General features: G+C 64.3%; 20 protein-coding genes. 10 read left to right on the top strand and 10 right to left on the bottom strand.

The window, feature by feature from the left end; genetic code table 11:
- Positions 1–2: 2 nt before the first annotated feature.
- Entirely contained in the window at positions 3–2,540 is a 2,538-nt protein-coding gene (locus CGLUCO_RS11710) for a (Fe-S)-binding protein (protein ID WP_084037094.1), read from the bottom strand.
- 116 nt (positions 2,541–2,656) lie between these two features.
- Between CGLUCO_RS11710 and CGLUCO_RS11705 the strand changes: the two genes are divergently transcribed.
- Positions 2,657–5,365 (top strand): choice-of-anchor M domain-containing protein, encoded by a 2,709-nt coding sequence (locus tag CGLUCO_RS11705; protein WP_084037092.1) that lies wholly within the window; start codon positions 2,657–2,659, stop codon positions 5,363–5,365.
- A 99-nt stretch (positions 5,366–5,464) separates the two neighbouring features.
- Here CGLUCO_RS11705 and CGLUCO_RS11700 read toward each other — a convergent pair whose 3' ends face one another.
- From CGLUCO_RS11700 to CGLUCO_RS11680, 5 genes are read right to left on the bottom strand one after another with little or no spacing between them, the layout of a single operon-like run.
- Positions 5,465–6,328 carry an anchored repeat-type ABC transporter permease subunit gene (locus CGLUCO_RS11700; protein ID WP_084037090.1) on the bottom strand — a complete coding sequence of 288 codons (864 nt, stop codon included), beginning with the start codon at positions 6,326–6,328 and terminating at the stop codon, positions 5,465–5,467.
- Positions 6,322–6,990 (bottom strand): metal ABC transporter ATP-binding protein, encoded by a 669-nt coding sequence (locus CGLUCO_RS11695; protein ID WP_084037088.1) that lies wholly within the window; start codon positions 6,988–6,990, stop codon positions 6,322–6,324. The genes CGLUCO_RS11700 and CGLUCO_RS11695 overlap by 7 nt, the downstream gene beginning before the upstream one ends.
- Complete coding sequence (locus CGLUCO_RS11690; RefSeq protein ID WP_084037086.1) at positions 6,987–7,742, bottom strand: choice-of-anchor M domain-containing protein; 756 nt, start codon at positions 7,740–7,742, stop codon at positions 6,987–6,989. The genes CGLUCO_RS11695 and CGLUCO_RS11690 overlap by 4 nt, the downstream gene beginning before the upstream one ends.
- Positions 7,739–9,157 (bottom strand): anchored repeat ABC transporter, substrate-binding protein, encoded by a 1,419-nt coding sequence (locus CGLUCO_RS11685; protein ID WP_232621963.1) that lies wholly within the window; start codon positions 9,155–9,157, stop codon positions 7,739–7,741. Before CGLUCO_RS11685 ends, CGLUCO_RS11690 begins: the two co-directional genes overlap by 4 nt.
- A 29-nt stretch (positions 9,158–9,186) precedes the next feature.
- Positions 9,187–9,978 (bottom strand): choice-of-anchor M domain-containing protein, encoded by a 792-nt coding sequence (locus tag CGLUCO_RS11680; RefSeq protein ID WP_084037082.1) that lies wholly within the window; start codon positions 9,976–9,978, stop codon positions 9,187–9,189.
- A gap of 215 nt (positions 9,979–10,193) precedes the next feature.
- Between CGLUCO_RS11680 and CGLUCO_RS11675 the strand changes: the two genes are divergently transcribed.
- The 6 genes from CGLUCO_RS11675 (at position 10,194) to CGLUCO_RS11645 (ending at position 16,573) form a co-directional block, all read left to right on the top strand.
- A complete protein-coding gene (locus CGLUCO_RS11675) occupies positions 10,194–11,864 on the top strand; it encodes a nitrite/sulfite reductase (protein WP_084037080.1) in 1,671 nt (556 codons plus the stop codon).
- Between the two features lie 225 nt (positions 11,865–12,089).
- Positions 12,090–12,854, top strand: coding sequence for a phosphoadenylyl-sulfate reductase (locus CGLUCO_RS11665; protein WP_005393471.1), 765 nt, complete (start codon positions 12,090–12,092; stop codon positions 12,852–12,854).
- A complete protein-coding gene (gene cysD, locus CGLUCO_RS11660) occupies positions 12,854–13,747 on the top strand; it encodes a sulfate adenylyltransferase subunit CysD (RefSeq protein ID WP_070739376.1) in 894 nt (297 codons plus the stop codon). Before CGLUCO_RS11665 ends, cysD begins: the two co-directional genes overlap by 1 nt.
- Complete coding sequence (locus CGLUCO_RS11655) at positions 13,747–14,952, top strand: sulfate adenylyltransferase subunit 1 (RefSeq protein ID WP_084037078.1); 1,206 nt, start codon at positions 13,747–13,749, stop codon at positions 14,950–14,952. The genes cysD and CGLUCO_RS11655 overlap by 1 nt, the downstream gene beginning before the upstream one ends.
- A 26-nt stretch (positions 14,953–14,978) precedes the next feature.
- Entirely contained in the window at positions 14,979–15,680 is a 702-nt protein-coding gene (locus CGLUCO_RS11650; protein ID WP_084037076.1) for a sirohydrochlorin chelatase, read from the top strand.
- Positions 15,677–16,573 (top strand): sulfite exporter TauE/SafE family protein, encoded by an 897-nt coding sequence (locus CGLUCO_RS11645; protein ID WP_005388468.1) that lies wholly within the window; start codon positions 15,677–15,679, stop codon positions 16,571–16,573. Before CGLUCO_RS11650 ends, CGLUCO_RS11645 begins: the two co-directional genes overlap by 4 nt.
- A 94-nt stretch (positions 16,574–16,667) precedes the next feature.
- On the opposite strand, the gene CGLUCO_RS11640 is transcribed toward CGLUCO_RS11645, so the two are convergent.
- Positions 16,668–17,495 carry an AAA family ATPase gene (locus tag CGLUCO_RS11640; RefSeq protein ID WP_232621964.1) on the bottom strand — a complete coding sequence of 276 codons (828 nt, stop codon included), beginning with the start codon at positions 17,493–17,495 and terminating at the stop codon, positions 16,668–16,670.
- An 85-nt stretch (positions 17,496–17,580) separates the two neighbouring features.
- Here CGLUCO_RS11640 and CGLUCO_RS11635 point away from each other — a divergent pair, with 85 nt between their 5' ends.
- Both CGLUCO_RS11635 and CGLUCO_RS11630 read left to right on the top strand, forming a co-directional pair.
- Positions 17,581–18,126 (top strand): nucleosidase, encoded by a 546-nt coding sequence (locus CGLUCO_RS11635; RefSeq protein ID WP_005393478.1) that lies wholly within the window; start codon positions 17,581–17,583, stop codon positions 18,124–18,126.
- Positions 18,127–18,178: 52 nt separating this feature from the next.
- Positions 18,179–18,466: a hypothetical protein gene (locus CGLUCO_RS11630; RefSeq protein ID WP_084037074.1), complete on the top strand. Its 288-nt coding sequence runs from the start codon at positions 18,179–18,181 to the stop codon at positions 18,464–18,466.
- Between the two features lie 77 nt (positions 18,467–18,543).
- On the opposite strand, the gene CGLUCO_RS11625 is transcribed toward CGLUCO_RS11630, so the two are convergent.
- The 3 genes from CGLUCO_RS11625 to CGLUCO_RS11615 all read right to left on the bottom strand — a co-directional run bounded on the left by CGLUCO_RS11625 (position 18,544) and on the right by CGLUCO_RS11615 (position 21,805).
- Positions 18,544–19,059: an META domain-containing protein gene (locus tag CGLUCO_RS11625; protein ID WP_084037072.1), complete on the bottom strand. Its 516-nt coding sequence runs from the start codon at positions 19,057–19,059 to the stop codon at positions 18,544–18,546.
- A 98-nt stretch (positions 19,060–19,157) separates the two neighbouring features.
- Complete coding sequence (locus CGLUCO_RS11620; RefSeq protein WP_005388476.1) at positions 19,158–20,540, bottom strand: AI-2E family transporter; 1,383 nt, start codon at positions 20,538–20,540, stop codon at positions 19,158–19,160.
- 122 nt (positions 20,541–20,662) lie between these two features.
- Positions 20,663–21,805, bottom strand: a complete 1,143-nt coding sequence (locus CGLUCO_RS11615) for a saccharopine dehydrogenase family protein (protein WP_005388477.1) — start codon at positions 21,803–21,805, stop codon at positions 20,663–20,665.
- Between CGLUCO_RS11615 and CGLUCO_RS11610 the strand changes: the two genes are divergently transcribed.
- Entirely contained in the window at positions 21,804–22,487 is a 684-nt protein-coding gene (locus CGLUCO_RS11610) for an MOSC domain-containing protein (protein ID WP_084037070.1), read from the top strand. The two genes, CGLUCO_RS11615 and CGLUCO_RS11610, sit on opposite strands and share 2 nt — an antisense overlap.
- The last annotated feature ends 8 nt before the right edge of the window (positions 22,488–22,495 follow it).

The raw sequence follows: 22,495 nt of genomic DNA, 5'->3' as shown, positions 1-22,495 counted from the left end.
TCTTACTTGTCAGCGTCCTCCTCTTTCGAATCTACAGCTGTTGGTCGCGGTGCGTTCGGCGTCGGCGCTGCGGGCGTCGGCGTGGGGACGTGGTTTCCTGCCGGGACCTGCGGGGCGGCTGGTACCGGAACGGCTGGGGACGAGGGGGTAGGTGTGGCAGGTGTGGGTGTCTGTCTTGCGGTCGGCTTGGGTACCGCTGGTGCCGCAGGGGTAGGTGTCGGTGCACCTGGCACGGCAGGCGTCGGTGTTGCTGGAGTTGGGGCCGCAGGCTTGGGTGTTGGTACAGCGGGGGTTGGTGCCTTCGGCGTTGCAGCAGCTGGCGTTGGCGCAGCCGGTGCCGTGGGTTTCGGAATCGATGGCGTTGGTGCGCTGGGGGTTGCCGGTGCTGCCGGCGTCGGAATGGACGGCGTGGGTGCGCTCGGTGCGGCTGGTGTAGGCGTTGCTGCGGTGGGCGCGGAAGGTGTCGGCACGGAGGGTGCAGCAGGCGCGCTCGGTGCCACAGGTGGAGTCGACGGCGCCGGTGCTGGCGCAGCTTCCTTGGTTTTCTTCACCGGTCGGATCGGCAGCTGGCCGTCGACGAGGATGGAGTCGCGGAGGCGGACGGCGACGTCGGTGACGGTGGTGGTGTAACCGCCGGATTTCACGCCGGTTTCCAGCATGGTGGAGCAGAACGGGCAGGCGACGGCGATGTCGGTGGCGCCGGTCGAGGCGGCTTCCTCGGCGCGGAAGTCGGAGATACGACGACCGATGTTTTCTTCCATGAACATGCGGGCGCCGCCGGCGCCACAGCAAAACGCCTCGTTGCGGTTGTGGGGCATCTCGGCAAGGTCGGCGCCGGTGGCGGCGAGGAGTTCGCGGGGCGGGTCGAAGACCTTGTTGTGGCGGCCGAGGAAGCACGGGTCGTGGTAGGTGATGCGCTCGCGGTGCTCGGGGCCGCGGGGAGTGGGAGTGAGCTTACCGTCGCGAACGAGGCGGTTGAGCAGCTGCGTGTGGTGGAGAACGCGGTAGTTGCCGCCGAAGTCGGGGTACTCGTTGCTAAAGGTGTTGAAGCAGTGTGCGCAGCTGGTAATGATCGTCTTCACGCCGGCGGCGTTTAGGTTCTCGATGTTTTCGGCTGCGAGCTGCTGGAAGAGGAATTCGTTGCCGGCGCGACGCGCGGGGTCGCCGGTGCAGGTTTCGGATTCGAGGACGGCGAAGGAAACGCCGGCGACGTTCAAGAGTTCGACAAGCGCGCGGGAGGTTTTCACGCCGTTGTCGTCAAGGGATCCGGCGCAGCCGACCCACAGCAGGTACTCGTACCCGTCCGCAGAATCGCCGGGCTTGAGCGCCGGGACGTCGATGCCGTCGCGCTGGGCCTTTTTCACCCACGCCATGCGGTCCTTGCGGTTGCGTCCCCAGGGGTTGCCCTTGACCTCGAGGTTCTTGAACATGCCGGTGAGCTCGCTGGGGAACTGCGATTCCTCGAGGACGCGGTAGCGGCGCAGGTTGGCCACGTGGTCGATGTGTTCGATGTCGACGGGGCACTGCTCGACGCAGGCGCCGCAGTTGGTGCAGGACCACAGGACGTCGTCGGTGATTTCGAGGCCGTCGCGGATGTCGGTGATGACCTTGCGGGGGCTCAACGGCTTGCCGGTGTTCCAGGCGGGGCAGAGATCCTGGCAGCGGTTGCATTCGGTGCAGGTATGAGCGTCGAGAAGCCCCTTCCAGGAAAGGTCCTCTGGCGTGCCGACGCCGAGACGTGGGGCCTCCGAGGCGTTGTCGAGCGTCAACGGTTGGCCGTCGTACTCCAGTGGCGCGAGCGCACCGAGGGCGGGCGCCCCATCGGGGTTGCGCTGCAAGAAGATGTTGAAGAACGCGAGGAAACGGTGCCAGGCCACGCCCCAGGACAGCTGGGTGCCGACGACCCACAGCCAGATCGTGCCGGTGGCGAGCTTGATGAACGCGAACACGGACACGAGCACGGCGGAGGCGGGGAGTAGCTCCGCGACAAAGCGGCTGAAGAAGTCGACGACGGGGTGCCCGCCGCCGTAGGTGGCGATCTTGCCCGCCTTGACGAGGATCATCCCCAGTCCCTCGAGGAGCACGACGAGCTCCACGAAAAGTGCTGCGCGCCAGTTGGTGCCGCGGTGGCGTTTCCCCAGCCAGTGGACGGCCATGAGGACGAGGATGCCGACGACGGTGCCAAGGCCCAAAAGCTCGTCGATGAAGTGGTAGACCGCAGTAGAGCCGACGAGCGGCCAGCCTCCAGCGGGGTTGAACATCTGGATGTAGGCCTCAAACCAGACGACGGAGCCGAGGAGGAACCCGACCATGACAAGCCAGTGCATGGCGGAGACGAGCGGTTTGCGGGCGAGCTCCGTGTGGAAAACGACCTCTTTGATGAGCGTGCCGAGGCGCGTCATGGGTTTGGCAGTGCGCGTGGTGGTGCGTTTGCCGCGCGCGATGGTGGCATACATCGTCCACGCCCCACGCAGGAAGAAGAACCAGGCGGGGAGGGTGATGACGATGCCGATGAGGCCGATGATGGTGGTCGCATCCATGTGCAAAGTGGGTCCTACTCTCGTGTTCGCTTGTGTAGCTTTAGCGTACCTGGCGTGGTGGTGCGCGCGAAACGATGTATAGTTGAAAACGGTTTTCAGCTAATTGGAGGTTTGTCGTGTTCGCTACACCCGTCGTCGGTGCGCTTCTCGCCGCACTCACCGCCCTCGCGCCTACCGTCATTGACGTCGGCCACACGGATTCACCGAAGGCCTATTGGGATGACACTGCGAACACGTTCACCCTCATGACAGATAACGGTGCGCTCGAAAAACCGGTCCCCATCGAGGAGACGGTCTCCTGGTTGAAGGCAGACGACACGTGGACAGTTCCCGACGATGAGGCCTACAGCAGCTTCGGCAACCCGGGCGACACGTACTACGCCTCCCCGGAAAACGTCGGCATGAACTGGGACACGAAGCTGTGGCAGGGTATCGGCGCCGACGCGGGCGTTCCCGTCGATCGCTTCCGCGACGCCACGTTCTCGCTGGATCTCGTCGATTTTTCCGGCCCCGGCGAAATGACGATGTTCCAGGACGCGGTTAATCCCGGAGAATCCCCGGTCATCTTCCTCTCCAGCGCGCGCCCCGGCCGCCAGTGGACACCGCTGACCGCCGGCTCCCACACGCACCTCAACACGGTATTTTCCCGTCCCGGCCTCTACCGCCTCACCTACCGTGCTACCGCCAGGCTTGTCGACGGCTCCGTCATCGCCTCCACCCCGCAGCAAACGACGTGGTGGGTCGGCGACGAGCGCCTCGTGCCCACCCCCGACCCAGATGCCCCGCAGTTCACCGGAAACGTGCGCTTCGACGATACGGGCCTCACGCTCACCGCCGACGCGCCGGGTGTAGCCATCTTCTACGTCGACGGCCACGAACTGGCACAAGTACAGCTCGCAGACGGCACGGCGCACTTCCCCCGCCCGAAGGGGGAGGGGATGTACGAAGCACAGTTCGTTTCCGAGGACGGCGCCGTGTGGGGAACCGTCAGTGAGCCGACGGCGTGGGACAACAAGCCGGAGCTGGTGCAGCATGACCTCGCCGCGCCGGACTACGTCGTCACCAATACCGTCCACGAGGGCTACCACGAGGTCTCAGTCACCGGCCCCGAGCCGGTACGCGTCACCGGTGGGGTGTACAACACCCCAGAAGATACGTACCCCACGTGCGAATTCAACTACGTGGCAACCCCCGACGAGCCCGCGCAGCGCTACACCGACTACTGCACGGAGGGCCTCGTCCGCGCCACCCTCACCCCGCACCCGCTTGTCAATGACGCGCCCTCCCAGCAGGTGTCCTTCCCCGCAGGCGATGGCCAAGCGACGGCGAGCTTCGCTGAGCACGAGGAGATTACCGCCGGCCACGTGGATATCGGCCCTGTGGTGGAAAACGGAACCGTCGTCATGCGCATCATGGACGAGAACATCCACCGCCCGGATTCCACCGCCCTCGTGGTGGACGGGAAGGCCCGCCGCACCCGCAGCACGGGGCGGATGCTGGATTCCGCCTACGATTTCATCGGCCCGAAGGGGACGGAATTTTCCCTCCTGGAACAAAGTGGGGCTAACCAACAGTCGCAGGTGTGGCCTGGTTTCTCCACCGAGCACCTGCCCCTGGAGCTGCGCCAGCAGGGCTGGGATATAGAGGTGGAAAAGGTCTCAGACACTGGGTGGTTCGGGTTCCTCACGGGGCTCTCCGGCCCCACCATGCTCCTTCCCGGACGGATTGAAAACGCCGGACACCTGCACCTCAACTGGATTTTCCTGGACACCGGTGACCACGAGCTGCGCGTGCGGGCGGTGAACCGCACCACGGGCAAAGCAACGGGCTGGGAAACCGTCACCTTCCGCGTCAAGGAGCGCGAAAAGGGTGGGGGAGAGGTCACACCGGAAAAACCGAAGGAAGAAAAACCCCACGAGGGGGAGAACAAACCGGGTGAGGAAGCCGTCGACAAGCATGTTGAGGTCCGCCGAGGACACGTCGACATGGCGTTTAAGAGTGGCCGTGCATACTTCGACATCGACGGGGCCGGCAAACGCGACTCCGGCGCGGTGACCTTCGTCGTGCCGGGCGGGGTCATCCCGTTTACGCAGGATCAGGACCTGCCGTGGCTCGGATTCTCGTGGTCGCCCGTCGGCGGCACCGTGCGCCTTGCGCGGGTGGATGGGCCGGGAACCATGACAGTCTTCACGCCAGACACCTTCGGTGAGCGACACGTCCATTTGGCTAGCGATAGCGACTCCACCCTGCGTCTCGACGGCGACCACGGGCATGCCCACTACGCGTTCACGTTCAGCGCGCCGGGCACCTACGACGCCGACTTCGCCTTCACCGGCGACGATGGCTCCACCGCGACGCTGCGCGCCCGCTTCGACGTGGGCGCAGCCGCAGATGAAACGAATACGCAGGATAATCCCTCCACGCAGGCCACCACGCCGCGCGCGCCTGGCGCTCCGACGAAGAACGGTAAGCCTGCACCGAAAAACGAGATGCGTGCCCGCGGCCCGTATGCGCAAGGCCAGGAGCGGGCGGAACGTGCAAGCGGGGCACCGGGGGCTAAGACAGCGGCCCGGCAGGTGAAGAAAAATACGACCTCGCACGCCGCGCCGAAGCGGAGCCACGATGCGAAGAAACACGCCATACCGCGAGCAGGAGGAACAGGTGAGGCAGGTCAGGTGCTGTCCTCACCGCGGACGGTGCAGGCCAGCGCGGAACCGACACGCGTGACGTGGGCGGCTGGTGTTGCGACCGGCGCAGGAGGCGCATTCCTTCTCGTCGGCGTCGGACTCCTCGGCGTGGCGTTGGGACGCAGGCAGCGGAGCTAGTCGGCTTATCGGTGTGCGGGGTCAGCCGGATCCAGCGCACCTTGAGGAGCGATAGTCCGGTGACCCAGCTAACTCGCAAGCAGCTAACTCGCAAGCTCGTTAGCTGTTTAAGGGAAGGCGGTCGGGATTTTCCCGGCCGTCTTTGCGCTGCGCGACCCAAAAGACGAGGAAAATGCCGGTGAGGGTGAGAACAATGGTTGCACCTGTGGGAAGATCAAGCGCCCAGGACAAGTAGATGCCGGTGATGGAGCCCGCGACACCGATCGCCACCGCCACGGCCATCATCGTGTGCAGGCGCTGGGTGACAAGCCTGGCCGTCGCAGCGGGGGTAAGCAGCAGCGCGAGGACAAGGATGTTACCCACCGTGCGAATCGACAATACGACAGCGGCAGTGACGCAGAGGTAGAGGGCGAGGTCGAGAAGGAAGACGTTATATCCGAGTGCGCGGGCGGTCTCCCTATCGAGGGCGACGATGGTGAACCGGCGGGTGAGTGCGAGGACAAGGGCAATAATGAGCGCGCCGCCTACCGCCGTGATCGTCACGTCGCGGGCAGGAACGCCCGTGATGGATCCGAACAGGAAGCTCGTCAGCGAGGCAGAATAGCCGTCGATACGGCTCATCACTACAAGGCCGCCGGCAAACGCAGCCGCGAAGAAAATCCCGATGAGGGCATCCTCCTTCACGCGTCGTCGCTGCGAAAAATAGGCGACGGCCACAGCCACGGCAGCCCCGGTGAGCGCCCCGCCGAGAAGAACCGACACCTGCAGCGCAAAGGCAATGGCGATGCCGGGGAACACCGCGTGGGCGACAGCATCGCCGATGAACGCCATACCGCGCAGCACGACGTGGCTGCCCACCACCGCGCACACCGCAGAACACACTAGTGCGATGACGAGCGCGCGGGGGAGGAAGGCGAGGGCGGGGTTAGCAAGATCGTGAAGAAACTCAGTGATGGTCAGCACGTGAATCCTCCTAGGACGCGGGTGTACGGAACGTGGAACGTGTCCTGCCAAGCTGAGGCGTTGCGCGAGAGCTCCTCCGGGGTGCCCGTTGCAACGATGGTGCGGTTGAACAGGCTCGCCCGGTCGCAGGCGGTCAGCGCCTCCGCGATGGCGTGGGTGGACATGAGGATGCCGGCGGATAACCCCTCAAAGAGCTGGAGGAGCGCGTCGGTGGTGGGGAAGTCCAGACCGGTGAACGGCTCGTCGAGAAGCAAACAATCGGGGCGCGAGACAAGCGCGCGGGCGATGAGGACGCGCTGACGCTGGCCACCAGAGAGCTCCCCGATGGGGCGGCGGGTGAGGTCCGTAAGACCCACGTGGGTAAGGGCCTCCTCGACGGCGGTGGCATCGTACTTTCGCAATCCGGTGCCCACGCACCGATCGACGGTGATGGGGAAGTCCCAGGCGAATTCGTGGCGCTGCGGCACGTACCCGATGTGCCCGAAGGTGGCGCGCCCGGTCGTGGGGAGCAACCCGAGGATGCCCCGGAACATGGTGGTCTTACCGGCGCCGTTGGGGCCGAGCAGCACGTGCAGCTCACCGGGGGAGACCGTGAGGTTCACGTCCCAGACCACGGCGGGACGGGTCACGGCGAAGTCGGTGAGGGTGAGCGCGGGGTTCATCGGCGCCCCCGCACGACGGCGACGATCCCCACAACCAGCACGAGCGCACCGATGCCGAGGAGCCACCACGGAAGGGAGGATTGCTGGGTGGTGCCGGCTTCCTCGCCCTCAACGGCAAAGCGAAGGGGGACGGGATTCGTCGTCGTCTCGCCGACGGTCACCGACAGGGGCACCGTATGCGTGCCTGGCGCGGTGAACACCCAGTTGGCGTGGGCGTGCGTGCCCGCGGGGACGAACATCGTCTCGGCGACGACTTGCGGGGTAGAAAAGCCACCGTTTTGCAAAAATACGGAAAAGTCGCCGTCGCCTTCGTGTGTGCCAAAGTGGAGTGTGGCATCCTGGCCGTTCAGGGAGGGGTGCTGCGTGTTCCAGCCGAGCCAGGGAACGCCGGTGACCTCCGTCTGGGGAACAACCCAGACACTATCGCCTGCGTGGGCGCCGGTGAAGTCGTAGCCCTTCGCCACGGTCTGCACCGCCTCGTCGGCAAGCACGACGGTGACATCCTCCAGGTAGCGCCACGTTGGCGGTGTCGCGGAGTCGTCGCGAAGCAGGAGCTCCACGTGGCCATCGACGATGACGGGGCCGATGTCCGCGTGCCCCTCAGTGAGCCGGACGGCGGTGCCCCGGGGTGCGATCGGTTCGTCGTCGGTGACCGTTTGGACAAGCGCGGCATCGGTGAGCTGCGCGGATGCCGTTACGGGCGCAAGTGCGGCGACGAGGGTAACAGCGAGCGTGGCTGCGAGCTTCTTCATGAGTTCTCCTTTGCAAGGCAGGTGCGGATGGCGGTGGCGTTGGCATCCATGAGTTCCAGATAGGTGGTAACCGGTGGGGCGAAGGCGTCACCGTACAGGCGGCAGACGCGCACGCCGTGGTCGTGGGCGAGGGTGGTGAGGTGCGTGGGGCGCCGCTCAGCTGCGGGTTCGACGAAGACCGCCGGTGCCTGGAGATCCTGGATCGCCCGGGACAGGGCAGCTAGCCCCGTGGCGGAAGGTTCAATGTCCTCGTTGGGGGAGACGATGCCGGACAAGGCGAGCCCGTACCGGTGGGCGAGGTAGGCGTAGCCCTCGTGGCTGGTAATGAGGTGCCGGTTTTCCTGCGGGACGGCGGCGACGGCTTCCTGCATGCGCGCGTCGGCACCGGCGATGGCCTCCTTGTAGGCCGTGGCGCGGTCGGTGTACCCCGCGGCGTGGCCGGGGTCGATGGCGATGAGCCGCTCGGCGATGACATCGACCATCGCCTGGGCGTTGGGCGCCGATTGCCACACGTGGGGGTCGATCTCCCCGTGCATGTGCTTGCCCGCCACGGCCTGCGGCAGGACGTAGGCCTCCGACCCGGGCTTGCCGATGAACCGGAACGAGGGGTCGCCGGGAATCGTGTCCACGGAGGTCGCCGGCACGGCGATGACCGCCTTATCGACGCCCTCCCCCTCGTACTCCACATCGATCGCACCGGTGGCGTAGTTCGCGCGAACATCCACGTGCCCCTCGGTGATGATCGTGGTGTTTTGCGTGGCTCCGTGCGGGTCGACGCCCACCACCACGTCCAGGTCGAGGGGCTGAAAGCCGGGGGCGCTGAAGCGCAGCACATACCGGCCGGGCTCCGTGAAGGCCCAGCTCATGTGTGTGTGCGCGCCGGTGGGGAGCGTCATGGAGCCGGGCTTTTCTTCGGCGAAGAACCTCTCCGGCGCGCCAAACGTACCGGTGACGTAGGCCGACGCCGCGCCGGGGCCCGAAATCTGCTCGGCGGTGAGTGTCGTCGGGGGCAGGCCGTGGTCGCCGTCGGCGCGGATTCCCAGCCACGGGGTATCGAGGCTGACGTTTTCCACCAGTGGGATGAGCTCCCCGCCGTGGAGGACAATATCCTCAGCGACCGCCACTGGGGGAGTAGCACTTGCTGCATCGATGGCGGAGACCATGGATTGCGGTTCGAGCAACAGGCCGTTGGTGAACACGACATCGGCGTTGGCAATATTCCGCACGGCGCGCAGGCTCGGCTCGTAGGTGTGCGGGTCAGCCTGCGCGGGGATAAGCCCATCCACGTGCGCGTCGTCGCCGGCGATAACGCGCACCATGTCCGTGAGAATCGGGGTCGTCGCCGCCACCCGAATCCCCGCGACGTCCTGCGTGGGGGCGCTCGCGCACCCGGAAAGTACCAGAAGCGCGCTCATCGCTGCGGCTCCTATCGCTTTACGCCAGTTCATGCGCGCCGGGCGGCGACGATGCCCGCGCCGAAGACGACGAGCCCGAGCCCCAGGAAGGCGATGGCGAGGCCCAAGACGGAGATCCCCGTGTCGGCGAGGGCGCGCTGCTCAGCGGGTGCGGAGGTGGGCGTCGGTGCTGAGCTGGCGGGCGACACCGTAGTTGCCGTGGCTGCCGGCGCTACTTCTTCCTCCTCAGCATTGTCAGCATTGCCGACGACCCACCGGTACGTCGCCGTGTTCGTCTCCCGGCCGTCGGGGGCGACGGCCTTGACAGTCATGGTGTACGTGCCGGGGGCGGTAAACGCCCAGTTGGCGTGGACATGGCCGGGGTGGTCCTGGGGGATCGCGGAACCGCTGGTGAGTTCGAGGGAGTCGCCGTCGAGAAGTGGTGCCGTGCCGCCGAAAGTGCCCTGGCTGAACAGGTAGACGGAGCCGGGGCCCTGGACGTCGAGGAACTGGATGGACAGGGCCGTGCCGGATTCGGTTGTGTCCCAGCCGGGCCAGATGAGGGCGGGGTCTTGGGCTTGTGGCAGAAAATATGCGCCTTCGCCCAGGATAGCGGCGGTTTCCTCCCGGTAGGCGGAGGCGGGGATAGCAAGCGTGACATCCTCTGGCGCGTGCAGCCCGGCATCGTCCTTGAGTGTGAGGGTGAGGTCGCTGGTGACATAAAAGGCATCGATGTGGCCCTCGGTGAGGGTGAGGGCGCGGGCGACAGGCGCGGCGGCGAACATGGCGAGTAGCAGCGCGATGGCGACGAGCGCGCGCGGCAGGCGCAGGCGTGTGAGCATGGCTAACCCCTTTTAGTGAAAACAATATGCAATAGCAAAGGTTAGCTTTAATAGAAACCGTTGTCAATTGGATGTAATGGACAGACTGAGTGGTCTGCCGGGTTGGTATTGGCGTGCGAAAACGCCACGTCATAGCAGTGAACTGGTATGTCTATTGCGGGTAGACCGAACGGTATGGTAAAAACGTCTATACACGAACAGAGAGGTTCAAAACCATGACTACACAGCTTGCCATCCACACGGACATCCCCCGCAGGAAACGCTCCGACGGGCAATGGGCCCTGGACGGCCGCGAACCGCTGAACGCAGACGAGGCCATCAAGCAAGAAGACCCCGGCCTCGCCGTCAAGCAGCGGATTATTGAGCACTACTCTCACGAGGGGTTCGACTCGATCGTCCCCGATGACCTCGCACCGCGCATGAAGTGGTGTGGGATTTACACGCAGCGCCGCCAGGATCTCGGCGGGGAGATGACCAACAAACTGGAAAACTCCGAGCTGCAGGACAAATACTTCATGATGCGCGTCCGCTTCGACGGCGGCCTAGCTACACCGGAGCAGCTCCGCGTCGTCGGCGGCGTCTCTCGCGACTTCGGCCGTGGCACGGCAGATTTCACCGACCGGCAGAACATTCAGATCCACTGGATCGAGATCGAGAACGTACCGGAGATCTGGAACCGCCTCGACACCGTCGGACTATCCACGCTGCTCGGCTGCGGCGACATCCCCCGCGTCATCCTCGGCTCTCCCGTCGCAGGTGTCGCGGCAGACGAGATCATCGACGCCACACCGGCCATCGAGCGGATCAAGAACGAATACCTGCCAAGCCCGGAGTTCCACAACCTGCCCCGCAAGTTCAAGTCCGCCATCTCCGGCAACTCCCGCCAGGACATCACCCACGAGATCCAGGACCTCGCCTTCGTCGGTGTCAACCATCCCGAATACGGCCCGGGCTTCGACGTGTGGGTCGGCGGAGGACTCTCCACCAACCCGATGATTGCCCAGCGCCTCGGCGTCTGGGTGCCCCTCGAGGAGGTGCCGGAGGTGTGGGCGAACACCGTCCGCATCTTCCGCGACTACGGCTACCGTCGCCTGCGCAACCGCGCCCGTCTTAAGTTCCTCGTTGCCAGCTGGGGTGTCGAGCGGTTCCGTGCGGTGCTCGAGGAGTACCTCGGCTACCAGCTACGCGACGGCATCGCACCGCCGATCGTCACCGGCAACCGCGATCACATCGGCGTCCACCTGCAAAAGAATGGCCGCTACTACGTCGGCGTGAAGCTCACCGTCGGCCATGCCTCCGGCGACCAGCTCATCGCCATCGCCGACGTGGCCGAGAAATACGGCATCACCCGCATCCGCACAACCCCGGGCAAGGAACTGCTCTTCCTCGACGTGGAAAAGGACGATGTCACACCGCTGCAGGACGAGCTCGAGGCGTTGGGCCTCTACCCGCGCCCGTCCGAGTTCCGCCGCGGCATCATCAGCTGCACCGGCCTGGAATTCTGCAAGCTCGCCCTCACCACAACCAAAGCCCGCGCCATCGAACTCGTCGGTGAACTGGAGGAGCGCCTCGGCGATCTGGACGTTCCCATCACCATCTCGCTCAACGGGTGCCCCAACTCCTGCGCCCGCACACAGGTCTCAGACATTGGACTGAAAGGCCAGATCGTAGAGGGCGAGGAGGGCTTCCAGGTGCACCTGGGTGGAGCACTCGGCGTGCAGGACCCGGAGATCGGCTTTAAACTGCGGGGGCTCAAGGTCAAAAGCCGTGACCTCGGAGACTACGTGGTAAAAGTCGTCGAAAAGTTCAAGGAGCAGCGTCACCCCGGTGAACAGTTCCGTGACTGGGTGCGACGAGCCGCAGAGGAGGACCTGCAGTGGCAGTAAGACGAAAGCCCAACTCCAACAGGAACTTCCCCACGCACTGCCCCTACTGCGCGTCCACCGCACTCACCCCACATGAAGTGGATGAGTTCGGTTGGAAGTGTGGCGAATGCTTGCGCGTATTCTCCGTCCGCTTCCACGGCCAAGATGACCCTGACAACCGCCCCCAACCCTCATCCTCTACGCACGAGGCGCATCTCAAAGATGCGAGAAAAGGAATAAAACGCGATGATTAATCTCACAGGTGGCTCGTTTGTCAGCATCAAACGCCCAGCCGTCACCCCCACCCCGCCGTTGGACCCGGACATCGCCGAAACCAACGCCCGGCTCGTGGAGGACTACGCGGACAGTCTTTACGATGCCTCCGCCGAAACCATCCTCACCTGGGCCCATGAGCACGCACCGGGGCCGCTCGTTGTCACCCTCTCCATGGAAAATACGGTGCTCAGTGAGCTAGCCAGCTGCTACCTCCCGGACGCCGACGGCCTGTTCCTCGATACCGGCTACCACTTCCCGGAGACCCTCGAGGTGGCGGATGCCGTCGAGAAACGCTACCCCAACCAAAAACTCGTGCGCGCGGTGCCCCGCCAAACCGTTGCCGAACAGGATGCCGAATGGGGCACGGACCTCTTTGCCACAAACCCCACCGCCTGCTGCGACCTGCGCAAAGTTGACCCCCTCAACCGCGCGCTCGGCCCGTACACCGGCTGGGTGACAGGCCTGCGGCGCGCCGACGGCCCCACCCGCGCCACCGCACCGGCGGTGAGCCTGGACAAGACCGGGCGGCTGAAAATCTCCCCGATCATCACGTGGACGCTGGACGATACCGAGCGCTACATCCACGAACACAACCTCATCGAAAACCCCCTCACCCACCAGGGCTACCCCTCCATCGGCTGCGCGCCCTGCACCCGCAAGGTGCGCCCGGGCGAAGACCCCCGCGCTGGGCGCTGGGCAGGATTTTCCAAGACAGAATGCGGGCTTCACCAGTAATGCTTTCACCTCACTTAAAAGACCTAGAAAACGAGTCCATCTACATCCTCCGCGAAGTCGCAGGGCAGACCGATAACGCGGCGATCCTCTTCTCCGGAGGCAAGGATTCCTGCCTCGTCCTCGAGCTGGCCAAGCGCGCGTTCGCGCCGGCCGCCATCCCGTTCGATCTCCTACACGTGGACACCGGCCACAACTTCCCCGAGGTCATCGAGTTCCGCGACCGGGTTGCAAGCCAGGCGGGCATCCGCCTCCACGTCGCCCACGTGCAGGACTGGATCGACCGCGGAGAACTGCAGGAGCGCCCCGACGGCACCCGCAACCCCCTGCAGACGGTGCCGCTCGTGGAGACGATCGAGGAGCGTGGCTACGAGGCCGTCCTCGGCGGCGCCCGCCGCGACGAGGAGCGCGCCCGCGCCAAGGAGCGCATCTTCTCCGTCCGCGATTCCTTCGGTGGTTGGGACCCGCGCCGCCAGCGCCCGGAGCTGTGGAACCTGTACAACGCGAAGGTCCTCCCCGGCGAAAACGTCCGCGTGTTCCCTATCTCCAACTGGACGGAGATGGACGTGTGGGAGTACATCGGCGCTCGCAACATTGAGCTCCCGCCGATCTACTTCGCGCATCAGCGCACCGTCTACAACCGCGACGGCATGTGGCTCACACCCGGCCCGTGGGGCGGCCCGAAAAAGGGCGAAGAGCTCGTGGAAAAGACGGTCCGCTACCGCACCGTCGGCGACGGCAGCTGCACCGGCGCCGTCGAATCTACGGCGGCCACGGTGGAGGAGGTCATCGCCGAAATCGGCACCTCGACGCTCACCGAACGCGGTGCCACCCGCGCGGATGACAGACTCAGTGAATCCTCGATGGAGGACCGGAAACGGGAGGGATACTTCTAATGGTTAACACGCTTGAGAATCGAGACAACCTGCGCTTTTGCACGGCCGGTTCCGTCGACGATGGTAAGTCCACCTTCGTCGGTCGGCTGCTGCACGATACGAAGTCGGTGCTCGCCGATCAGCTCGCCTCGGTGGAGGCGACCTCCGCATCTCGCGGTTTCGATGGACTCGACCTTTCCTTGCTTGTCGACGGCCTCCGCGCCGAGCGTGAACAGGGCATCACCATCGACGTCGCATATCGGTACTTCGGCACCGATAAGCGCACGTTCATCCTCGCCGACACCCCCGGCCACGTCCAGTACACCCGCAACACCGTCACCGGCGTCTCCACCTCCCAGGTCGTCGTCCTTCTCGTCGACGCCCGCAACGGCGTCGTCGACCAAACCATCACCCACCTCAAGGTCGCAGCGCTCATGGGCGTGAAGACGGTGATCCTCGCCGTCAACAAGATTGACCTTGTAGATTACTCCCAGGATCGCTTCAACGATATCGCCGCCGCCTTCACTGCCGAGGCCGAAAAATTCGGTGTCGCCGAACCGATCGCCGTGCCGATCTCCGCCCTCAAGGGCGACAACGTCGTGGAGAAGTCCACCAACATGGACTGGTATGACGGCCCCACGGTTCTCGACATCCTGGAGACCGTCCCCGTCACCGGTGGCCGTGCCGAAGGCCTCGGCTTCCGTTTCCCCATCCAGTACGTCATCCGGGAGCACGCCTCCGATTACCGTGGTTACGCGGGCCAGATCGCAGCCGGCACCGTGCGCGTGGGGGACACCGTCGAGTTCGACGGCGGCTCCACCACCATCGCCCGGATCGACACCACCGATGGCCCGGTGGACGAGGCCGTCGCCGGCGACTCCGTCGTCCTCATCCTCGACGGCGAATTCGACCTCACTCGCGGCTCCCTCATCGCCGACACGCTTCCCGAGGCCGTCCGCACCTTCGACGCCACCCTCGTCGGCGTATCCGACGAAGGCATCACCCCCGGCAAGCAGGTCCTCATCCGCTACGGCACCTCGCTCGTCCGCGGCAAGGTGAGTGCTGCCGTCGGCACCAACGACATCGTCCCCGCAACTATCACCCTCGCCGAGCCCCTCCACGTGGAGACCTACGCCGCCCGCGGCGCCGTCGGTTCCTTCATCGTGGTGGACAAGCAGTCCGGGTCCACCCTCGCTGTCGGCCTGGCGGGACCAACAGGCAGTTAGCCGCAACTAGTTAGAAGGTCACCACCATGATCGCCTCCACCGTTTCGCCTTTGGCACCCACAACTCCCGCGCAGCCGGGGGACAATGCGCAGCGCACACCGCTGATCATCTTGTCCCACGGCTCCCGCCACCCGCAGGCAGACAAGGAGGTCGAGACCCTGGCCCAGCACATGTGCCGCCCACAGCGTGATGTGCGCGCCGCCTACCTCGACTTCTCGGAGCAGACCTTGCAGGCGGTCGCCGGGACGATGTGCGGATGCGCGGAGGCCATCGTGGTACCGCTGCTGTTCACATCTGCATTCCACGTCACCGACGATGTTCCCGCCGTCGTCGCGGAGGCCTCCCGCGCGACGGGCGTGCGCCTCCACCTCGCGGCACCGTTGGGAACCGGTGAGGACATCGCCCAGCTCGTCGCATCGCGAATCCCCCATGGTGCCGAAGCCGCCGTCGTCTACTACGTCGGTTCCCGCCGCGCGCACGCCAACGCTGCCGTGGAGTCGCTCGCCGCGCGCGTCGCGGCGCTGACCGGGGTGTCCACCTTCGCGCACCGGGCTACCGGCCGCGATCCGCTGCTGGATGTTGCCCGCGCCCACGTCGTGCCACTGTTCGTTACCCACGGTCTGCTGCTGGACAAACTCCAGCTCCCCGCGGGCTGGACGATGAGTGAGCCCCTGTCGGTCGCGCTCGCGGACATCGTCGCTGCCCGCTACGAGGAGGTCGCAGCATGAACGCCATCATCGTCGCCATCACCGGCTTCCTCGCCCAACTCGTCGACGGCGGCCTCGGCATGGGCTTCGGCGCCACCTCCACCACCCTGCTCATAACCCTGGCCGCCCTCACCCCGGCGCATGCCTCCGCCGTCGTCCACGTCGCCGAACTCGGCACGACGGCGGTCTCCGGCTTCAGCCACTGGCGCTTCGGCAACGTCGACCTCCGCCAGGCCCTCTGGCTTGGCATCCCCGGTGGCGTCGGTGCCTTCATCGGTGCGCTTCTTTTGACATCCATCACGTCCCCCGTGGTTACCGCAGTCATCCTCACCGGCCTCGGCCTGAACGTCATGCGCCGCTTCGCCCGCCGCCACCAAAAACCCACTGCCGGCACGCACTCCCGCAGTTTCCTCACCGGCCTTGGCTTCTTCGGCGGGCTCATCGATGCCACAGGAGGTGGCGGCTGGGGCCCCGTCACAAGTTCCACCATGCTCACCCTGCACAAGCAGGACCCCCGACGCATCGTCGGCACAGTGAACACCGCCGAGTTCCTCGTCACTGCCTCCGCCACCGCCGGCTTCATCGTCGGACTATGGGAGGAGCTGCTCGCCACCTGGCCCCTCATCCTGGCCCTCCTCATCGGTGGCAGCATCGCAGCCCCCTTGGCCGCCTGGATCGTGAGCCGCTTCAACCCGAGCTTCCTCGGCGTTCTCGTCGGCACCCTCCTCGTCGTCCTCAACGTGCCCCGCATCTTCCCCGATGTCACCATGTGGCCCGTTCAGTTGATTATCATCGCTTTCGGCGTATTCCTCGGCTGGCGCAGCTGGCGCTACGAGCGCGCCCACCGCCGCGCCCGCCAGGATCACGTCAACTCGACCGAACCGGAAAGTCTCGTCGCGACGGTGGGCTCCTAGAACAGGGGCGTGACAAAACGTGGGCGTTTAAGAATTGGGCTCACCCATTGAGCCAATCCGTCACATCTGCTATTCCACAAACGCCCATCAACTGTCACGCGTAAAGGTATGTCTCTACCGGGATGAAGCGGACCTCGTCCAACATGAAGTCCTCCGACCCCTGGTAGATGACCTGCCGGCGGGAGGCATCCACACCAAGTTTGTCGCCCACCGTGTTAACCGCATCTGCACAGTCCACCCGTGGCATAGTTGACGGTTCGATCCCCGTCAGTGTGAGTGTCTGCGGATTGATCCCATTGACGAGTACACCTCGGTACCAAAACAGATTGTTTTCCGCTCCCTGGTTGGTGAGGTTCTTTGCTGTTTCGGCGACGACGAAATTCTCAAAGATGGCGGGATCGGCTGCATCACTGCCTAAGAGCCCCGTGTTCCAAAAATACCGCTTGGTCTCCTCGCATGATGGGGACGCCTGCAGGTCGAAGGTGGTGTAATTCGCTTCGCTCGGCTCTTCCGGGTAGTCACCACTGGTATAGAGCAGAAACTCGTCAAGGGGGAGCCCCATCTCCCGAAACGATAGCGGCGGGAGGTGAACGAGCCCCACCCTGCCTGCAAGAGATTCCGTGACGGAATCAAGTCGGAGGTAATTCACAGAACCGGAGATGATGAACTGGGCAGGTTTTTCAGATTCGTCGGCCACCACTTTGAGTGCTCGGAACAGTGCCGGCACGTTTTGAACTTCGTCGAGAATCAGTTGCGAACCATGCTCCCGGAGGAAACCGATGGGATTCGCGCGCGCTTTCTCAGCTATAGCCCCATTTTCGAGATCGAGGTAGTGGTAGTCCGGGAACATCCTTGTGAGAAGAGAGGTCTTCCCGCAACCACGAGCGCCACCTACGAAGACGATGGGAAACCAGGTCGTCATGTTCCGTAGGTGGGGCTCAATTTCGCGCGCGATGTACTCCACGGCTCCCCATCCTAACCTCGATAGACCACGTACAATACTGACTATGACAACGTTGTTCGTGTCCGCCACCGCGGAAGAGGCAGTCCACCTGCCACAAGATAAGCAGATCATCGTCACAGGTGTGGGCCTTGTCGCCGCCGCTACTGCGGTTATGGAAGCCGCCATCACCACGCGCCCCGACCGCATCGTCAACCTTGGCACCGCCGGCGCACTTGCCGACGGCCACTCCGGCGTCTACGAGATCACCCACGTCGTCCAGCACGACTTCGCCGGAACCGGCATGGACGACGACTTCGCCCAGAAGGAATTCGAGCTCGTCACCTCCGGTGAACTCCCCACTGCCCGCCTGGCCAGTGGCGACCACTTCGTGTCCTCCACCGAGGAGCGCAACCGCATTGTCCAACTTGCCGAGCTTGTAGACATGGAAGGTTTCGCCGTTGCGTGGGTCGGTAACCGCCTCGGCATCCCCGTGACTCTCCTCAAGCAGGTTTCCGATCAGGCCGATGAGGCAGCAGCCGCCAAATGGGCAGGCGCTGTGGAACCGGGCGCAGTTCAGCTAGCCAAGGCCGTCGAGAAGCTCGGCCTGTAATTCTGTAGAGTGGGGCGCGTATTCCACACAACATCGAAAGGAGCACGCCCGTATGCGGCTTTTACGGATAGCCCTTAGCTGGATCGCCTTCCTCGCCCTCGTCATCTACCTTTTCACCAGGCCCGACCATGACTGGCTCATTTTCGTCGCCCTGGCAGGCATCGTCCTGTCTGAGGTGTTTAACTGGATCGACCGCAAAAACGGCTCCGACCCGTTGCGGGGATCGTACGATGGCGGAAAAGTCACCGATGAGCAGATAAAGCAGGCGCGAAGGCTGCGGGAGGAAGACCCGAGCATCTCCATCCCGGAGGCGCTGAATCAGGTGAAGCGGAACGCATAGACCGGGAGCATGCAAAAAGTGGGGACGGTGTAGCCGTCCCCACTTTTCACGTTTTTACCTACATTCACGTTCGAGTTCTAGCGGATGAACTCGATTTGCTTGTCGCCACTCTTCAGGACGAGCTGACCATCGGCACCTTTCAGCACCTGCGGGTGGGCGAGCAGGACGCTGCGCAGCGCTGCGCCGAGCTCGTCGTCGCGCGGGGAGCAGGCCATGAGGGTTGCGCCACCGCCGGTGACGGTGAGGTTGCCGTCGGCAAGGGCCACATCGGCCTGGGTGACGGGGTTGCAGTCGCCCTGGTAGGTGAGCTTGTTGTGACCGTAGAAGTCGAGGGTCACCTCGTCCGGGAAGATGGCGGAACGCCAGTAGCCGGCGAGGAGCTTCTGGGCTTCCTCGTTGTTCGGGACGGTGGTTTTGACAGTGGATGCCGTCAGAGCTGCGGGGACGGTCGGCGCTGTAGTGGCGACGTTGGTGATGGCATCGGAGCTCATGTTCTCAGCCATGGGGACCCCCATATCGCTGGATAGCGCAGTGGCGAAGGCGACTGCGGCTGCGGAAATGGACTTAGCGATTGGGAATAGTGTTATTGCCATGGCAGCTACGCTAGCAGAAACCGCTGGCAGCAGGTGCTCTAACGGAAAAACGCCCGGCTCAGAGCACTGAGCCAGGCGTGTGGTTACGCGTCGACGGTCTAGTCGTCGTCGCCTTCCCGCTGCTTTTCGACGGCAGAGTCAACGACCGTGCGGGCCTTCGTGCGGCCACCGCCCATGCGCTTGAAGCGGGCGCGGACGTTGGCAAACGCCTCCTCGGTGGTAATCGAGGGGTCGCCGTCGGCCGTGGAGATCTTGATGTCGTCGTAGGTGATTTCCCCGGTTCTCAAGGAAACCATTTCCTGGTGGTAGCGGATCCACACGGCAACGGCAGCGGCGACCGGGACGGCAAGGAAGGCGCCGATGATGCCGAACAGGCCACCACCGACGGTGACGGACAGCAACACCACAACCGGGTGCAGATCCATCGCCTTGGATTGCAGCATCGGGGAGAGGATATTGCCCTCCAGCTGCTGGACGAGGACGATGAGGATGAGGGCGAAGATAGCGGTCTTGAGACCGCCGTCGACAAGCGCAATCAATACAGCCAGAGCGCCAGCCGAGAACGCACCGACGATCGGAATAAAGCCGGCGAAGAACGTGATAACGGCGAGGGCAAGAGCCATCGGAACCTTGAGGATCCACAGGCCAAGGCCGATGATGACAGCATCGATGGCGGAGACAGCAGCCTGTGCGCGGATGTACCCACCGAGGGTATTCCACGTGCGGGTGAGAACCTCAGACAGGTGCCAGCCAACATTCTGGCCAACGACGCCACGGATCGTCGGCAAGAGCTTGGAGCCATCCTTCAAGAAGAAGAAGCTCAAGATCACAGCAACACCGAAGGTGACCAACGCGGAGGAGGCAGCCGACAGGCCGCTGAACACACCAGAGGCGATGTTCGATGCCTGATCCTGGAGCCACCCGAAGACCTCGTCGATGACCTGGTCAACCTGCTCCGCCTGGGCGTTCAGTGGCGGGCCTTGGATCCAGTCGCCGAGCTGGTACACACCTTCCTTACCCGATTCGAACAGGCGCTTGCCCTGGGTGCTAAACGTCGGCGCGATGGCGGCGACCACGGCGGAAAAGATCGCCACAAACCCGAGGAGGGTGAGGATTACAGATAGCGTAATCGGGATCTTGTGATCCTTCATCCACTTCGTCGGTGGCCACAAAACCGTACACAGCAAAACGGCGATCAGGATGGGGAGGATACCAGCCCAAATGGAGCCGATGACCTTGCCCAAAATCCACATGGCAATGGCCAGACCGATGAACCGCCACGCCCACGCAGCGACGAGCTTTGCGTCGGCACTCAACACGACGGAGCGGTCGGCACCATCGGCACCGGACTCGGGCCAAGGATCCTTGCGCGGGTCTGCGTCGTTGGCATCCTCGAGGGACTCCTCGATGGCCTCGTGAAGCTCCTCGCGGGTGCGGCCGTCGACGTTGTCGTCGGCTGTAACTTTCCTACTTGAACTCATGACTACTTTCAGGGTTATACAAAATTACTAGTAACGGTGGGAATCTTAACGCAAAACGGCTGTAGTTAATAGTCAGAGCTTCATTGCCGTTATCGAGGGGCCGGATTTTCCGGGCCCTTTATTTACACCACCGTCCGCGTCGTAATCGTGAACCCGGCTGCGCGCAGTCGGTCGAGGTACGGTGCGCCGAGGCCGGAGGCGGGGGTGAGGATGCCGCCGCCGATTCCGTCGGCGACGTTGTTGAGGAGCGTCATCGCGGCCTCGCCGAGGAATTTCGCTGTGCCTTTATATCCGGGGTCCTCGTCGCCGTGGAAGGTGGCGGTGACGTGCGTGCCGCTGACGGTCAGGCCGTGGTGGACGGTGGTGAAGTGGCCGGCGTCCTGGGCTTTCGGGCTGGGGCCCTCGCCCGGCTTGGGGATGAGCTTCTGCCACGGGCCGTCCTTGCTCGCGGCTTTAAAAGCCGCCGTCAGGGCGCCGGCCAGGGCGTAGGCGGCGAGCTTGGAGCCGGTTTTCTGGCGCTCCGTGTAGCGCAAGTTAAAACCGTAGGCGTGGTCGAGGAGGCTGTTGGAGCGGCGCACGACGCGCGTGTTGAAGCTGGCCATGAAGAAGGGGCCCGCCCAGCCCTCCGGCGTGCGGTCAATGTCCATGTCCTTCTGTCCGACGAGGTTTGCCTCCTTGTCGGGGTCGGGGCACAGCGAGTACTTGCCGTGCAACGCGTTCTCGCCGTCCTGTTCTGCGAGCGCTGCCTTCATGGAGGCGATGGTGCCACCGGAGAGCCCGCCCTTTAAGTCGGTGACCACCATCTGCACGCGGGTGAATTCTTCGCCGGCGGCCTCGGAAAGCGCGAACATGCCCATGTCGCTGGGCACGGAGTCGAAGCCGCAGGAGTTAACAATCCGCGCCCCCGTCGACACCGCCTGCGCGTGGTACCGGTCGATCATGCGCCGGATGAACGGCGCCTCGCCGCACAGGTTGACGTAGTCGGTGCCACGTTCGGCGCAGAACCGAATGAGGTGTTCACCGTAGTGCGTGTACGGGCCGACGGTGGAGATCACCACGCGGGCGTGCTCAGCGAGGAAGTCCATGTCGGCTGGGTCGTCGGCGTCGGCGATGATGAGCGGGGCATCGATCCCCAGCGCCTCGAGCTTGTTCTGGTTCCTCCCAGCGAGCGCAAGGGACAGGTCCGGGTAGGTGGCGTGCAAGTAGCGGGCGGTGAGCTGACCAACGAAGCTTGTCGCGCCGAAGATGATGACGTCGAAATCCATGCCCCCATTGTGGCACGCGGGATACGATTGCCTCATGGCACACGTTCTGTCCTGCAATAAGGCGATTCCGCGCACCGATCCAGGCGGTACGGCGCGCGTTTCCGGCATGCACAAGGTCCCTGTTGATTCGCTCGAGCTGTTCACCCCCGGCCCGAATTACGGCGACGGCCCGGGGGTTGTGGGGGATACGGTCGGTGACACGAAGCACCACGGTGGCGCGCAGAAGGCGGTCTACGCGTTCGCCCGCGAGGAGCTCGATTGGTGGGAGGGGGAGCTCGGCATGTTGCTTGTCGACGGCTCGTTTGGCGAAAACCTCACAACTTCCGGCATTGTGTGGGAGGAGGCCATTGTCAACCAGCGTTTCCGGGTCGGTACCGCGGAGCTGGAAGTGTCGGTGTCTCGCACCCCCTGCCGGACGTTTGCTGGCTGGATGGGCGTTCCCGGGTGGATAAAGAGGTTCTCGGCGCGTGGTCGCACGGGCAGCTACCTGCGGGTCGTGGTTCCCGGTGTCGTCCACCCCGGCGACGAGCTGGTGGTCCTCCACACCCCGGACCACGGCATGACGATGGGCGATGTCTTCGCGGGGGCGCTCGGCGATAAAAAGGTGGCGGAAAGGCTCGTGGCGGCGCACTGTTTGCCGGACATGTACCACCAAAGAATGGTCAATTTACTGCGGAAATAGAAAAAGTT

The organism is Corynebacterium glucuronolyticum DSM 44120 (assembly GCF_030440595.1).
In the GTDB taxonomy this organism is placed as follows: Bacteria; Actinomycetota; Actinomycetes; order Mycobacteriales; family Mycobacteriaceae; genus Corynebacterium; species Corynebacterium glucuronolyticum.
The sequence above is the reverse complement of the archived record's forward strand: the minus strand, read 5'-3'. Positions and strand labels throughout refer to the sequence as shown.

Excerpts from the sequence above, each read along its gene's own strand:
- CGLUCO_RS11710 (WP_084037094.1), bottom strand. The coding sequence starts at position 2,540 with ATGGATGCGACCACCATCATCGGCCTCATCGGCATCGTCATCACCCTC.
- CGLUCO_RS11695 (WP_084037088.1), bottom strand. The coding sequence starts at position 6,990 with ATGAACCCCGCGCTCACCCTCACCGACTTCGCCGTGACCCGTCCCGCC.
- CGLUCO_RS11690 (WP_084037086.1), bottom strand. The coding sequence starts at position 7,742 with ATGAAGAAGCTCGCAGCCACGCTCGCTGTTACCCTCGTCGCCGCACTT.
- CGLUCO_RS11685 (WP_232621963.1), bottom strand. The coding sequence starts at position 9,157 with ATGAGCGCGCTTCTGGTACTTTCCGGGTGCGCGAGCGCCCCCACGCAG.
- CGLUCO_RS11680 (WP_084037082.1), bottom strand. The coding sequence starts at position 9,978 with ATGCTCACACGCCTGCGCCTGCCGCGCGCGCTCGTCGCCATCGCGCTG.
- CGLUCO_RS11675 (WP_084037080.1), top strand. The coding sequence starts at position 10,194 with ATGACTACACAGCTTGCCATCCACACGGACATCCCCCGCAGGAAACGC.
- CGLUCO_RS11665 (WP_005393471.1), top strand. The coding sequence starts at position 12,090 with ATGATTAATCTCACAGGTGGCTCGTTTGTCAGCATCAAACGCCCAGCC.
- cysD (WP_070739376.1), top strand. The coding sequence starts at position 12,854 with ATGCTTTCACCTCACTTAAAAGACCTAGAAAACGAGTCCATCTACATC.
- CGLUCO_RS11655 (WP_084037078.1), top strand. The coding sequence starts at position 13,747 with ATGGTTAACACGCTTGAGAATCGAGACAACCTGCGCTTTTGCACGGCC.
- CGLUCO_RS11650 (WP_084037076.1), top strand. The coding sequence starts at position 14,979 with ATGATCGCCTCCACCGTTTCGCCTTTGGCACCCACAACTCCCGCGCAG.
- CGLUCO_RS11645 (WP_005388468.1), top strand. The coding sequence starts at position 15,677 with ATGAACGCCATCATCGTCGCCATCACCGGCTTCCTCGCCCAACTCGTC.
- CGLUCO_RS11640 (WP_232621964.1), bottom strand. The coding sequence starts at position 17,495 with ATGACGACCTGGTTTCCCATCGTCTTCGTAGGTGGCGCTCGTGGTTGC.
- CGLUCO_RS11635 (WP_005393478.1), top strand. The coding sequence starts at position 17,581 with ATGACAACGTTGTTCGTGTCCGCCACCGCGGAAGAGGCAGTCCACCTG.
- CGLUCO_RS11630 (WP_084037074.1), top strand. The coding sequence starts at position 18,179 with ATGCGGCTTTTACGGATAGCCCTTAGCTGGATCGCCTTCCTCGCCCTC.
- CGLUCO_RS11625 (WP_084037072.1), bottom strand. The coding sequence starts at position 19,059 with ATGGCAATAACACTATTCCCAATCGCTAAGTCCATTTCCGCAGCCGCA.
- CGLUCO_RS11620 (WP_005388476.1), bottom strand. The coding sequence starts at position 20,540 with ATGAGTTCAAGTAGGAAAGTTACAGCCGACGACAACGTCGACGGCCGC.
- CGLUCO_RS11610 (WP_084037070.1), top strand. The coding sequence starts at position 21,804 with ATGCCCCCATTGTGGCACGCGGGATACGATTGCCTCATGGCACACGTT.
- CGLUCO_RS11615 (WP_005388477.1), bottom strand. The coding sequence starts at position 21,805 with ATGGATTTCGACGTCATCATCTTCGGCGCGACAAGCTTCGTTGGTCAG.